At 69.3% G+C, this 12,850-nt stretch carries 16 protein-coding genes; 9 read left to right on the top strand and 7 right to left on the bottom strand.

The genetic code is table 11. The features are described 5' to 3' along the window. Positions 1 to 66: 66 nt before the first annotated feature. On the bottom strand, positions 67 to 267 hold the full coding sequence (locus tag ACWDUD_RS09310; protein ID WP_197256691.1) for a DUF7455 domain-containing protein: 201 nt from the start codon (positions 265 to 267) through the stop codon (positions 67 to 69). Between the two features lie 219 nt (positions 268 to 486). Here ACWDUD_RS09310 and ACWDUD_RS09315 point away from each other — a divergent pair, with 219 nt between their 5' ends. The 3 genes from ACWDUD_RS09315 to ACWDUD_RS09325 all read left to right on the top strand — a co-directional run bounded on the left by ACWDUD_RS09315 (position 487) and on the right by ACWDUD_RS09325 (position 2,631). Continuing rightward, positions 487 to 831, top strand: a complete 345-nt coding sequence (locus tag ACWDUD_RS09315) for a DUF952 domain-containing protein (RefSeq protein WP_450109130.1) — start codon at positions 487 to 489, stop codon at positions 829 to 831. 99 nt (positions 832 to 930) lie between these two features. Next, the gene (locus tag ACWDUD_RS09320) at positions 931 to 1,413 is read left to right on the top strand and encodes a cation:proton antiporter regulatory subunit (protein WP_450109131.1); all 483 of its coding nucleotides are present in this window, start codon (positions 931 to 933) and stop codon (positions 1,411 to 1,413) included. 9 nt (positions 1,414 to 1,422) lie between these two features. Then, the gene (locus ACWDUD_RS09325) at positions 1,423 to 2,631 is read left to right on the top strand and encodes a cation:proton antiporter (protein ID WP_450109132.1); all 1,209 of its coding nucleotides are present in this window, start codon (positions 1,423 to 1,425) and stop codon (positions 2,629 to 2,631) included. Between the two features lie 65 nt (positions 2,632 to 2,696). Here ACWDUD_RS09325 and ACWDUD_RS09330 read toward each other — a convergent pair whose 3' ends face one another. Both ACWDUD_RS09330 and ppgK read right to left on the bottom strand, forming a co-directional pair. Further along, complete coding sequence (locus ACWDUD_RS09330; protein ID WP_197256681.1) at positions 2,697 to 4,070, bottom strand: RNA polymerase sigma factor; 1,374 nt, start codon at positions 4,068 to 4,070, stop codon at positions 2,697 to 2,699. Positions 4,071 to 4,204: 134 nt separating this feature from the next. After that, positions 4,205 to 4,981, bottom strand: coding sequence for a polyphosphate--glucose phosphotransferase (gene ppgK, locus ACWDUD_RS09335; protein WP_450109133.1), 777 nt, complete (start codon positions 4,979 to 4,981; stop codon positions 4,205 to 4,207). Positions 4,982 to 5,196: 215 nt separating this feature from the next. Between ppgK and ACWDUD_RS09340 the strand changes: the two genes are divergently transcribed. Beyond that, positions 5,197 to 6,036: an inositol monophosphatase family protein gene (locus ACWDUD_RS09340; RefSeq protein ID WP_197252650.1), complete on the top strand. Its 840-nt coding sequence runs from the start codon at positions 5,197 to 5,199 to the stop codon at positions 6,034 to 6,036. 3 nt (positions 6,037 to 6,039) lie between these two features. Here the strand turns inward: ACWDUD_RS09340 and cei are convergent, their stop codons facing one another. Further along, positions 6,040 to 6,723, bottom strand: coding sequence for an envelope integrity protein Cei (cei, locus tag ACWDUD_RS09345; RefSeq protein WP_197252641.1), 684 nt, complete (start codon positions 6,721 to 6,723; stop codon positions 6,040 to 6,042). Between the two features lie 366 nt (positions 6,724 to 7,089). Between cei and ACWDUD_RS09350 the strand changes: the two genes are divergently transcribed. Next, positions 7,090 to 7,392, top strand: coding sequence for a DUF4193 domain-containing protein (locus ACWDUD_RS09350; RefSeq protein ID WP_068162126.1), 303 nt, complete (start codon positions 7,090 to 7,092; stop codon positions 7,390 to 7,392). A gap of 61 nt (positions 7,393 to 7,453) precedes the next feature. Here ACWDUD_RS09350 and ACWDUD_RS09355 read toward each other — a convergent pair whose 3' ends face one another. Continuing rightward, entirely contained in the window at positions 7,454 to 7,957 is a 504-nt protein-coding gene (locus tag ACWDUD_RS09355; RefSeq protein WP_248675125.1) for a DUF3093 domain-containing protein, read from the bottom strand. 41 nt (positions 7,958 to 7,998) lie between these two features. Here ACWDUD_RS09355 and dut point away from each other — a divergent pair, with 41 nt between their 5' ends. Together dut and ACWDUD_RS09365 are read left to right on the top strand one after the other, a co-directional pair. Then, positions 7,999 to 8,469, top strand: coding sequence for a dUTP diphosphatase (dut, locus tag ACWDUD_RS09360; protein WP_197252642.1), 471 nt, complete (start codon positions 7,999 to 8,001; stop codon positions 8,467 to 8,469). A 1-nt stretch (position 8,470) separates the two neighbouring features. Next, a complete protein-coding gene (locus tag ACWDUD_RS09365; protein WP_450109134.1) occupies positions 8,471 to 9,316 on the top strand; it encodes a DUF3710 domain-containing protein in 846 nt (281 codons plus the stop codon). 62 nt (positions 9,317 to 9,378) lie between these two features. On the opposite strand, the gene ACWDUD_RS09370 is transcribed toward ACWDUD_RS09365, so the two are convergent. Both ACWDUD_RS09370 and ACWDUD_RS09375 read right to left on the bottom strand, forming a co-directional pair. Then, positions 9,379 to 10,764, bottom strand: coding sequence for a wax ester/triacylglycerol synthase domain-containing protein (locus tag ACWDUD_RS09370; protein WP_450109135.1), 1,386 nt, complete (start codon positions 10,762 to 10,764; stop codon positions 9,379 to 9,381). Between the two features lie 23 nt (positions 10,765 to 10,787). Next, positions 10,788 to 11,537 (bottom strand): alpha/beta fold hydrolase, encoded by a 750-nt coding sequence (locus ACWDUD_RS09375; protein ID WP_450109136.1) that lies wholly within the window; start codon positions 11,535 to 11,537, stop codon positions 10,788 to 10,790. 136 nt (positions 11,538 to 11,673) lie between these two features. Here ACWDUD_RS09375 and ACWDUD_RS09380 point away from each other — a divergent pair, with 136 nt between their 5' ends. Beyond that, positions 11,674 to 12,048: an OB-fold nucleic acid binding domain-containing protein gene (locus tag ACWDUD_RS09380; protein ID WP_197252645.1), complete on the top strand. Its 375-nt coding sequence runs from the start codon at positions 11,674 to 11,676 to the stop codon at positions 12,046 to 12,048. A 119-nt stretch (positions 12,049 to 12,167) separates the two neighbouring features. Next, the gene (locus tag ACWDUD_RS09385) at positions 12,168 to 12,836 is read left to right on the top strand and encodes a DUF3159 domain-containing protein (RefSeq protein ID WP_450109137.1); all 669 of its coding nucleotides are present in this window, start codon (positions 12,168 to 12,170) and stop codon (positions 12,834 to 12,836) included. The last annotated feature ends 14 nt before the right edge of the window (positions 12,837 to 12,850 follow it).

The following is a 12,850-nucleotide window of genomic DNA, read 5'->3' on the forward strand; positions in this document are numbered from 1 at the left end:
CGGGCGCCCACGGTGTGGGCGCCCGCTTCGGGGGTCGGGTCCGAGCCTGCGGCTCCGGACGGCGGATCAGACGGTTGCGGTGGCGTCGTCCTCGGTGACGATCGTGGCACCCATCTCGCGGAGGCGGTCGGTGTGTTCCTTGGCGTGGTGTCCGCAGAACAACAGCTCACCACCGGTGGCCAGAACGGCGCGGACGCGAGCGGCGGCACTGCACCGGTCGCACCGGTCGGCAGCGGTCAACTTCGGGCTGGTCAAGGTACCGGGCATGACTCCTCCAAACTGGCCACCACTGAGTCGGTCGCCTGGGGTCTGGTCCGCCGCGCCGGGGTGGCGCGGTAGATCTACTCTGTCAGACGATGCGCGTTCATGTGTTGTTCCCCTGGGCGCACGATGGTGGCGCGTTTCACGTGAACGGCTGCAAAAGCCCAGGACGTGGACATATATGCCGAGTGTTTGTTCGCTCACAGCGCAGCGGAAGGAGTGCCGGTGACCGGGAATCTGCTGCACATCTGCAGCCGGGACGAGTGGTCTGCCGCGCAGCGGGACGGGGTCGTGGCCCCGGATTCGCTGGAGTCGGTGGGCTTCGTGCATCTGTCCACACCGGAGCAGGTGCACCTGCCGGCGAACCGGTTGTTCTCCGGGCGTCGCGACCTGGTCCTGCTCCACGTCGCACCGGAACGGCTGTCCGATCCGGTGCAGTACGAGCCCGGTGTGCCCGGCGATCCCGAATCGATGCGCTTTCCGCATCTGTACGGTCCGCTGCCGGTCGGAGCGGTCGTGGACGTGACCCCGTACGAGCCGGGTGAGGACGGGCGATTCGCGGCCCTGTGAGCCGCGCCGTCCCCGAAACCGCTCGCGCGGAACCGCTCGATCCGGGGCAGAGGTGAGCCCTGACTGCGAGCTGTCGCGGGGCAGTCCTACCCTTGCGGAATGAACGTCGACGTGACGCCGCTACCAGGCATTGGAGTACGCAAGGATTTCGAGCTGGCATCGGGACGCCGGATCGGGGTCATCACCCACCGGGACGGCCATTCCGACCTGATCATCTCCAAGGCCGACGACCCGGACGCATGCGCCGCCTCCCTTCCGATGACCGTCGAGGAGGCGGCGACGCTGAGCAACCTGCTCGGCGCACCGCAACTCGTCGCCCAGCTCGAAGAGGACCACCGGGACCTGCCGGGGATCATCACCCGCCAGCTCCACGTCCACGAAGGCTCGCGTTTCGACGGCGCGGTCCTGGGCGACACCGCGTTGCGCACCCGGACCGGCGTCTCGGTCGTCGCGGTGATGCGCGCGGGACAGGTCGCGCCCTCCCCGAAACCGGACTTCATCCTCACCGGAGGTGACATCCTCGTCGCAGTGGGCACCGCGGACGGCCTCGACGCCGCGGCCAAGATCCTGCGGAACGGCTGACCCGCACGCATGAATTCGACGACTCTCGCACTCATCGAACTGGGTGCGGTCTTCTTCGCGCTCGGGGTCCTGGGGCGTGTCGCAGCCAGGTTCGGCATGTCGCCGATCCCGTTCTATCTCATCGGTGGCCTGTGCTTCGGCAACGGCGGGTTCATCCAGCTCGGCGACATCAGCGAGTTCAGCCACCTCGCCAGCGAAATCGGCGTGGTACTGCTGTTGCTGCTGCTGGGGCTCGAATACACCGCCAGCGAACTGGTCACGGGACTTCGCCGGTCGCGCACGGCCGGAATCATCGATCTCGTCCTCAACGCGACCCCGGGCGCAGTCCTCGCGCTCATGCTCGGACTGGGTCCGATCGGCGCGTTCGTGCTCGCCGGCGTCACCTACATCTCCTCGTCCGGCATCATCGCGAAGGTCCTCGACGACCTCGGCCGGCTCGGTAACCGGGAAACCCCGATCGTGCTGTCCATCCTCGTCTTCGAGGATCTCGCCATGGCCGTGTACCTGCCGATCCTCACCGCGATCCTGGCCGGGGTGAGTCTGCTCGGCGGACTCGAAGCCGTCGCGATCTCGCTCGGGCTGGTCACCGTCGTGCTGGTCCTGGTGCTGAAGTACGGCCGCTACGTCTCGCTCGTTCTCGACAGTCCGGACCGGGAAACCCTGCTGCTGAAACTGCTCGGCGCGGCGCTGCTCGTCGCGGGTATCGCCTCGGCGCTGCAGGTTTCGGCCGCAGTGGGTGCGTTCCTGCTGGGTATCGCCATCTCCGGGTCGACGGCGCACAACGCGTCGCGGGTGCTCGAGCCGTTGCGTGATCTGTTCGCCGCGATCTTCTTCGTGTTCTTCGGCCTCAACACCGACCCGACGGCGATTCCGCCGGTCCTCGGGTGGGCGGTGCTGCTGGCCGTCGTCACGTCGCTGACGAAGCTCGCGACCGGGTGGATCGCCGCACGGCAGCACAGCATCGCTGTCATGGGCCGTGCCCGCGCGGGTGCCGCGCTCATCGCCCGCGGTGAGTTCTCCATCGTGATCGCGGGACTGGGCGTCGCGTCCGGTCACGTCGACAACAAACTCGCGGCGATCGCGTCCGCCTACGTGATGATCACCGCGGTGCTCGGCCCGGTCGCGGCCCGCGTCGTCGAACCCGTGATGCGCGCCGTGGCGAGCCGCCGATCCGGGCAGCCGGCCCAAACGCCCGGTCCCGAGCCGGATCTTCTCTGACCACCTCCGAACGCAGTCAGGGCCACCCGGAAGGGTGGCCCTGACTGCATTCCGAGATGGGTGCTCTAGTCGAGGTAGTCGCGCAGCACCTGCGAGCGGGACGGGTGCCGCAGCTTCGACATCGTCTTCGACTCGATCTGGCGGATGCGTTCACGCGTCACGCCGTAGACCTGACCGATCTCGTCGAGCGTACGAGGCTGGCCGTCGGTGAGGCCGAACCGCAGCCGCACGACGCCGGCCTCGCGCTCGGACAGCGTCTCGAGCACCGACTGCAGCTGATCCTGCAGCAGCGTGAAGGACACGGCGTCGACCGCCACGACGGCCTCGGAGTCCTCGATGAAGTCGCCGAGCTGGCTGTCGCCCTCGTCGCCGATCGTCTGGTCGAGCGAGATGGGTTCACGCGCGTACTGCTGGATCTCCAGCACCTTCTCCGGCGTGATGTCCATTTCCTTGGCGAGCTCCTCCGGCGTGGGTTCGCGACCCAGATCCTGGAGCAGCTCACGCTGGATACGGCCGAGCTTGTTGATGACCTCGACCATGTGCACCGGAATACGGATGGTGCGGGCCTGGTCGGCCATCGCGCGGGTGATGGCCTGACGGATCCACCACGTCGCGTACGTGGAGAACTTGTAGCCCTTGGTGTAGTCGAACTTCTCGACGGCACGGATCAGACCGAGGTTGCCCTCCTGGATGAGATCCAGGAACGCCATGCCGCGGCCGGTGTAGCGCTTCGCGAGCGAGACGACGAGGCGCAGGTTCGCCTCGAGCAGATGGTTCTTCGCGCGGTTGCCGTCGCGGCAGATCCAGTTCATGTCCCGGCGCTGAGCGACCGGCAGCTTCTCACCCTTCGCGGCGAGCTCCTGCATCCGGTAGGTCGCGTACAGGCCGGCCTCGATGCGCTTGGCGAGCTCGACCTCCTCCTCGGCGTTGAGCAGCGCGACCTTGCCGATCTGCTTGAGGTAGGCGCGAACCGAGTCGGCGGACGCGGTGAGCTCGGCATCCTTGCGGGCCTGCCGCAGGGCCTCGGACTCCTCCTCGTCCCACACGAAGTCGCCGGACGCCTTGTCCTTCTCGCTGGGCTCGTCGGTGTCGGTGTCCTCGTCCTCGACGACGATCTCCTCGGCACCCTCGAGGTCGTCCTCGCCGATGTCGAGATCTTCGAGGTCGGTGTCGTCGCCGTCGAAGTCCTCTTCGCCGGCCGCCTTCGTCGCCTTCTTGGCAGCGGCCTTCTTCGCGGTGGTCTTCTTCGCGGCCTTCTTGGCGGGGGCCTTCTTGGCTGCGGCCTTCTTCGCGGGGGCCTTCTTGGCTGCGGCCTTCTTCGCCGGCCGCTTCGTGGCGGGTGCGGTACCGGTCGCGGGGTCCGCGGCGGCGCCCGCGGCGTCCGAGACGGGTGCCGATTCGGCGGAAGAATCAGCGGTGTGGATGTCGGTGGCTGCCACGTACGCCCTTTCGTGACGAGGTAGTGCGGCGTCGCGCCAGAGTAGCTCCGGCGGAGAGGTCTGTCGGGATCGGACCGGTTCACGGCCGGCTGTGCACCATTGTAACGATCGTCGTGACGATCGATGTGGCGGACTCAGGGAGTGACGCCTGTTTCCGCAGCGTATGCGGCTCCGGCGATGCCTGCGGTGTTGCGGAGTTCGGCCGGTACGACGGGCGTGGTGTTCGTCAGCAACGGAATCCACTTGTCGCTCTTGCGGCTGATGCCGCCGCCGGCGACGAACAGATCCGGCCACAGCAGCGCCTCGAACCGCGACAGCACCCGGGAAACCTCCTCGGACCATCGCTTGTAGGACCAGTCCCGGTCCTCCTTCACCTTCGACGACGCGCGATGCTCGGCTTCCTTGCCGTCGATCTCCATGTGACCGAATTCGGTGTTCGGGAGCAGCACCCCGTGGTTGAGCACCGCCGAACCGATGCCGGTGCCGAACGTCAGCAGGATCACGACACCCTTCACGTTCTTCGCCGCCCCGAACCGGTCCTCGGCGATACCGGCCGCGTCCGCATCGTTGAGGACCGTCACCTCGCGCCCGCCGAGTGCCTTCGAGAACAGCGCACGCGCGTCGGTCCCGATCCAGGACGGATCGATGTTCGCGGCCGTCAGGGCGACGCCGCCCCGCACCACGCTCGGAAGGGTCAGACCGACAGGGCCCTGCCATCCGGCCTCGGCGACGATCTCGGTGACCGTGCCGGCGATGGCGGCGGGTGTCGCCGGCTGGGGAGTGAGGATCTTGATGCGCTCGCCCACCAGCTGTCCGGTGGACAGGTCGACGACGCCGCCCTTGACGCCGCTGCCGCCGATGTCGATGCCGAAACCGAGATTCGCCGCGTCGGGGCGGGTTTCCTGCGTCATCCTCGTGCTCCCTGTCGTGTGTGGATGGGCGTCGCTCGTGCCGTCACATTAGTGCGAACCGGGCCGGGCCGTGGGTGGTGTGCGGGCGTGGCGTGTGTTCGGATGGGCGGGTGAGCGAATTCCAGCCACCGGACGCCCTCCGCGGCTCCGATGTCACCGACGCGGTCCGCGTCCCCGATGTCACCGAGGCGGCCGACTCCGGCGATCACGAGGCGCTGCGCGCGGTGGCGGTGGCGGTGGCGGTGGAAGCCGCCACCCACGTCCGTGCCCGCCGACGCGAACTGTTCGGGTCGGATCCCGCCGCCGAGGCCGGTGCGGTCCGGACGAAGTCGACGATCACCGATCCCGTCACGATCGCGGACACCGAGAGCGAGGATCTGATCCGCCGACGGCTGACGCAGCTGCGCCCGGGCGACGGATTCCTGGGTGAGGAAGGCGGCGGCGATGCCGCGACGGGCGAGTTCCGCGTGCGGTGGGTCGTCGACCCCGTCGACGGCACGGTGAACTTCCTGTACGGGATCCCGGCGTTCGCGGTGTCGGTGGCCGCGCAGATCGACGGACGTTCGGTCGCCGGGGCGGTCGTCGACGTGACCACGGGCGACACGTACTCGGCGGCGGCCGGTGGCGGAGCCACGCTGACCACCGCGGACGGCATCGTCACGACCCTGCGCTGCACGCCGGTCACCGACGTGCGGCTGGCCCTCGTGGCGACGGGGTTCTCCTACGACGCCGACCGCAGGGCCCACCAGGGCCGGCTCGTCGCCGAGTTGCTGCCACGGGTGCGCGACATCCGGAGGATCGGCGCCGCCGCGCTCGACCTGTGCATGGTCGCGGCGGGCCGGCTCGACGCCCACTACGAGCACGGGCTGAATCCGTGGGACTGGGCGGCCGGTGCGCTCGTCGCTGCGGAGGCGGGAGCGTCGCTCCGGCTGCCCGCCGGGTTCGGTACCGACGGGGAACTCACCGTGGCGGCCGCTCCGGGCATCGCCGAGGAGTTCCTGGCCATGCTGACCGAGATCGGAGCCGACGCTCCGATCACGTCCCGGCGGGGGTAGCGCTCAGCAGCGTGCCGTGCGTGCGGCGGCGAGCAGATCGATGTCCAGCGGAGCGGTCTGCCCGTCGACCGGCGCCTCCCGCAGTGCCTGCAGGACCTCCTCGGCGTCGGCGTTGGGGGAGATCTCGCGCGAGTAGGTGCCCAGCGCCAGGTCGACGGTGTCGTCGGTGCGGGTGTCCTGGATCAGTTCGGCACACGGCGCGACCAGCCAGACGGTGCTGGCGGCGGCGAGCCCGTCGGGACCGAACCGGATCTGACCGTGGCACTGCATGTTCTGATCGACGTAGACCGGGTCGTTGCCGGCCTGCACGTCGGGAGCGCTCGCGAAGCCGTAGTCACCGAGCTGGGCCGCGACGTGCGTGGCCTGACCACGTTCGCCGTTGGCGTTGAACACGCGCACCCGGGTCGCGGCCACCGGGGCGGGTTCCACGTCGAGCAGCGTCGAGCGGCTCACGACCTCCCCGAGCGGCGCCGGCTCGGGCCCGCCCGGTTCGGTCGCCGCGGTCGGCGGGGCATTGCACGCGACCGTCGTCGTGTCCGGCTCCGACGACGAGAACACCGAGATCCAGACCACCATCGTGATCGCCGCCAGGATCGCGAACAGGACGGCGACCGGGGCCGTGCGTCGCCGGACGAAGGGCCGGCCGCGCTTGTCCGTCGCGCTGCCCTCGGTGATCAGGGAAACCACGCCGCCCTGCCTCTCGTCGTTCTGTGTGGGGTGCGGACATCACTGTAGAGGTCGCACCCGCGTGTCACGAGGAGGCGGTCGGCCCCAGGAATGTCTCAAGTTGCTGTGGTGTTGATGACAATTGATCGTCAATTCGCGCACACGCCCGAAACGGTTGAGAAATTCGCCTCTCCGTCGGCTATTGTTCGGCGGCCCGGTCGTCGAGGGAGGCGGCCACAAGGGTTCGGAAACGGAAGCCCCGGGTATGTCCGAGACCGGGACACCACCAGCGGGAACTTCCCGTGACAGTCGGGCGTTGCCCTGGCCGGAGAGCACCAACAGGGCTCGCCGGAAGAGCATCGGCACGAGGACTAGAGGTAAGAGGATATGGCGACTGACTACGACGCACCGAGGCGAACCGACAGCGACGAGGTGTCGGAGGATTCACTCGAGGAACTGAAGGCGCGACGCAACGAGGCGCAGTCCGCGGTCGTAGACGTCGACGAATCGGATACGGCCGAATCGTTCGAACTTCCCGGAGCAGACCTCTCCGGTGAGGAACTGTCGGTCCGGGTCGTTCCGAAGCAGGCCGACGAGTTCACCTGCTCGAGCTGTTTCCTGGTTCACCACCGGAGCCGGCTCGCGAGCGAGGAGAACGGCGTCCTGATCTGCCGGGACTGCGCGGCCTGACGGCTGCGCCGGGGACAGCGGGAGACACGGCCCCGCGGTCCCCGGAGAGAACGTGGCCGTGTCAGCTCTTCGAGGTGTCCGCACATCCCAAGGCGGCCAGCAGTTCTGCTGGCCGCCTTGTGCTGACCAGCCAATAGGGTGTCGGATCGTCCGGATCGTTCAGGACGACCAGCGCCATCGTGCCCACCCACGGCCGATGGGAGACGTAGGCGGCCGGATCGAGCTGCCGGCCCATGGCTGCACTCTTCGCGCTGGCGGGAACGACGACACCGCGGGCGATCACGTCGATCGGCAGGTGAGCGCGGTCGACGACGAGCTCACCGCCGACCACCCGGATCTCCTTCCGGGACAGCCACCACAGGATCCACACCGGAACGATCAGCAGGACCACGTAGGGCAGCCAATCCGGCAGGGCGCGAGCTGCCATGTTCAGCTCGGCGGCGAGCAAGGCGGCCACACCGAAGCCGAGGGGCCACCACCACAGAGGCACCCACAGACGTTCGGAGTAGGCCGGGGAACCGGTCGCGCTGCGGGCGGCGGCCCCGGGACGAGATGATTCAGACACGTCGTTCAGAGTAGTCGCCTGCACGGGTAGTCTCGGTCCACGTGACCGAGCTACCAGCCATCCCGCTTCGCCGTCTCGACCCGGGAATCCCCGTGCCGCGTCGGGCCCACGCCGGTGACGCCGGCGTCGACCTGTGCACCACCTCCGACGTGACCATCGAACCGGGCAGGCGGGTGCTGGTCGGAACCGGCATCGCGGTGGCGCTGCCGATCGGCACCGTCGGGCTGATCCACCCGCGGTCCGGCCTGGCTGCGAAGTTCGGCCTGTCCGTCGTGAACACCCCCGGCACCATCGACGCCGGCTATCGCGGCGAGATCAAGGTCTGCCTGATCAACCACGATCCGGAACAGCCGATCGAACTGCGGCGCGGCGATCGCATCGCGCAACTCGTCGTCCAGAAGGTCGAGCTCGTGGATTTCGTGGAGGTCGACGAACTCGACGGAACGACTCGCGGCGCGGGCGGATACGGATCGAGCGGCGGGCACGCCGGGCTCGTCAAGGAAGGTATGTGACATGTTCGGACGCCGTAAGAAGAACCGCGCCGAGTCCACCTACGTCGACGACGCCGCCTACGACTACGACGAGCACGACGACGAGGCCGGCGGTGATCCGCCCGCACCGGGAACCGGTCCGTTCGACATCGACGACATCGGTGAGGACGCGATCGGCACGACCCGGCTCGACCTCGGTTCGGTTCTCGTGCCCATTCCGCCGGGCGGGCAGATCCAGGTCGAGATGGCGCAGAACGGCGCACCGCAGGCCGTGCACCTGGTGACCCAGTACGGCCGGATCACTGTGACGGCCTACGCGGCACCCAAGTCGCCCGGCCAGTGGCGCGAAGTCGCCGGCGAGCTCGCAGACACACTGCGCAACGACAATGCGACCGTGAGCATCGAGGACGGCCCCTGGGGTCGTGAACTGCACGGCGTCACCCCGAACGCCGACCTGCGGTTCATCGGCGTGGACGGGTACCGCTGGATGATCCGCTGTGTAGTGGCGGGACCGTCCGGTGCGGTCGCCGCGAACGCACCGCTGGTGGAAATCGCGCGGGCGGTCGTCGCCGACACCGTCGTCCGCCGCGGCACCGATCCGCATCCGGTACGCACGCCGCTCCCGGTTGTGCTTCCGAAGGTGCTGGCCGAGCAGCTCGCTGCGGCCGCCCAGCAGCAACAGCAGGCCCAGCAGCAGGCCCAGCAGCAGCGGCTTCAGCAGGGACAGATGCCACCGCAGCCGGGTGGGCAGCAGATCCCCGGCCGGCAGCCGGGAGCCCCGCTGACCCCGCCTCGGACACCCGCGCCGCAACCGCCGCGACCGCGACGGGGTGAGTCCGGCTCGGCCATGCAGCAGCTCGGCTTCTGAACCCGGCCGGATCCGCGCTTGCGCATCCGCCGGGTTCATCGCCCGGGTTCACGGCCGCGGCCTCACACTCCCGGCCTGACCTCCTCCAGGACATCGGCGAAGGCCTCCTCGAGCAGCGTGGCGTAGCGCTGCGCGTCCGGCATCACGTCCGGTGAGGTGATCACCGTCAGGGTGAGGTCGTCTCCGAGGCCGAACAGCCCGTGGATGAGCGTTGCCTCCGATGTCAACGGTGGGCAACCCGCACCGAACAGGAGTGGACGCCCGGCCAGCGCCCACGGCGTGGTGTTCTTCACCCGGATGCTGGTGAGCGCGGTGTGCATGCGCGGGGCCGGGCGTGCGTCCAGCCGACGTCGGCTCGCGGCGAGTTCCCTCGGCAGCACGAACGACGGAATCGAGGCGGCGTCGGTCAGCCGGCGCAGGGAGGCCGCCGTCGCCGTCTCTCTACTCTCGATCAGCGACGCCTGGACCGCGGCGGCACGCTCCGGGATTGCGTCGATGCCCGGGTGCAGTAGGACGTTCGTCCAGCCGATTCGGTTGATCCCGAGCGACTCCGGCGCCGCCCCCACCGCGAGGGTGACGAACGCGGTCAGATCCTGTGGGCACCGGCCCTCCGTATCGGTGAGATAGCGCTGCAGGGCCAGCGAGATGGTGGTGAGCGCGAGCGCGGTCACCGTGACGTTCCGGGGCAGCGAACCGACCCGTCCCAGCCGCAGCACCAGCAGCGTCCGACGGTCACCGGGATCTCGGTTGAGCCGGGTCGAGGTGAGCTCCGGTGCGGGCGCCGATCCGGCGGCTCCGGCCGCCCGCGCCTGCTTGGCGTCCCGCACCGCGGCGCGGATCGTACGGACGTAACGGATCGTCGCGCGAGGGGCACGCGCGAGCCCCCGCGCCGCCGCGAGCACGGGATTGAGGCGCGGCTCCACCGGTCCCAGGCCGGGAAAGTGCACCGGTTCGGTGCCCTGGCCGTAGAAGGCTTCCCACAGGGGATGGACGATCGGTCCCGAGATCAGGGAGTGGTTTCCGCGGAACACCACGACCGTCGCGGGGCCCGTCGCGCCCGGAGCGTCGCGGACGCCGTGGAAGATGTCGAGCCGCCAGGCGGTCTCCCGCGCGTCGAGGGAGGCGGCAGCCAGGTCCTCGAGAACGTCGAGCAGCGCCGGCCAGTCCAGTCCCACCCGCGCGTCGTGCACGATCCGCTCTTCGACCGGCAGATCGTCGGCCACCCAGTACGCATGGTCGAGATGCCCGGGAACAGCGACGAAGCGCCGGTTCAGCTCCGCGTAGATCGGTGCACGCCGGCGGAAGTGCTCGGTGATCTCCGCGGCGGTCGGGGGTGTCCCGGCCCCGGAGTCGAAGACCCAGAAGTTGAGCGGATCGAGGTGGTGACCTCGATCGGCTTCCAGTACGTAGGCAGCGTCGATCGGCTGCACTTGTGATGTCAATGACATGCCGGAGGTATCGCGGGTGTTCGTCACGCGGTTACACGCTCCCACACGGCCAGGCAGCCCGCCCCGAGAATCGCCGGATCTGCACCGACCTCGGCGAGGGTGACGGTCGTCAGAGCGGCGCAGGGCAGCAGAGCGGCCCATTCCTGCGCGACGGCGAGCGGGTGGACCGCGTCGTCGACGGCGGCGGTGATCCCGACCGGCACCCTCACGCCCGCGAGAGCCTCCGCGTCGAGTGCGTGGAAGGCCGCGGCCTCCTCGAGCGCGGACGGCAGGTCCGGCCACTGGGCACGCCAGGACCGCGACAGCTCCCGGCCCAGCCATTCCGGGCTCGATTCGACCATCGCCGCGACCACAGGCTCGAGCCCGTGCGTACGCAACTCGTGCGCCGTCCACCGGGCACTGGCTGCGGCGGGCGCCTTCTCCGGGGAGCCGGTCCACGCCGGAAGCGCCGCCAGGACCCCGACTGCATCGGACGGGTGCTGCGCCGCCCAGTGCAGGGCCACTGCAGCGCCGATCGACACCCCGCCCGCGAGGATCGCGCCCGTGCGGGCCTCACGGTCGAGGGCGTCGAGGTAGCTGCCGACGACGCGCCGCGGGTCCGGGTCCACGGCGACGACGCGGATGCCGCGACGCTCGAGCGGGGCCCGGAACGCGGCGTCGGCGAACTGCGCGTCGGAGCCGGTTCCGGGCAGGACGACCGCGGTCAACGGCAGGTCACCGGCGGTTTGAGGTAGGTCCTGCGTGGGGAACACAGTGGGATCGGCATCGGCCATGCGTAGATAGTGCCGAACGCGAATCGAGGGTGCCGCACCGGATGTGGTTGTAGGTCTCGATTCGGTCTACAGTGGCCGTCAGAGACCCCTATGTGCGGAATGCGATCCATGCCGCACCCGTTTCAGGAGCGCTGTTATGGCACCCGCCACCGGTTACTTCCGCCGACTGACCCGCCGGTTGACCGAGGACATCGAGAGCATCGACGCCGAGGAGATCGCGGAGTCGTCCCAGGCGACCGGAGCCCGCAAGGCCGCCGAATGCACGCGAGGCGAGGAAGTGACGATGTTCGGGCGTCTGCGCAGCGTCGAGACCTGTTCGAAGGCGGCCAGTGCGACGGTCGAGGCAGAACTGTTCGACGGCACCGACTCGGTCGTGCTCTCGTGGATCGGACGCCGCCGCATCCCGGGCATCGAACCGGGCAAGACGATCCTGGTCCGCGGCCGCCTCGGAGAACGCGACGGCGCGAAGATCATCTACAACCCCTACTACGAGCTGCGCGAACGAGTCTGATCCTCGGTCGCCGGCCCCCGGCGACGGCGCGTGGCCGGTGGGATCCGCCCGCGCGTGCTCGTGATCATCACCCCCCTGAGCGGAAGGTGCCGGTGCCCCGTTGTGGCACCCTCGTAGGAGTGAGCGACAGCAAGCAGCCGACGGTACTCGAGCAACTCGGTGGATTCAGCGGGTTGGTGTCCTCGACATTGCCGGTCCTGGTTTTCGTCCCGGTCAACAGCCTCTGGGGTCTGACCGCGGCGATCTGGGCGGCGATCGCCGTCGCGACCGCCGTTCTGGTGTGGCGGCTGGCGCAGCGCACCCCCATCCAGCCGGCGATCTCGGGGTTCATCGGGGTGGCGGTGTGCGCGTTCATCGCCCACCGGACGGGTGACGCCAAGGGCTACTTCCTGTTCGGGATCTACAGCAGTCTCGCGTACGGCGCGGTCTTCCTGGCGTCGGTGCTGGTGCGCTATCCGCTCGTCGGCGTGATCTGGGGAATGCTCAACGGCCAGGGCACCGGGTGGCGTGCCCACCGGGACGCGGTGCGTGCCTACGACCTCGCGACCGTGGCGTGGACGCTGGTCTTCCTGGCCCGGTACCTGGTGCAGAACCACCTCTACGATGCCGACCGCACGGGCTGGCTCGCGGTCGCCCGCATCGGCATGGGCTGGCCGCTCACCGCGGTCGTGCTGCTGGTGACGCTGTGGGCGGTGCGTCGTGCCGATCGCATCGTCGAACCGGCCGTCACCGACGAGGGCGAGGACGCCTCGCTGCCGGGCGGCGAGACGCGCCGCGACGACAACTGACCGGAACCGGTACT

This window comes from Rhodococcus sp. NPDC003382, assembly GCF_053589135.1.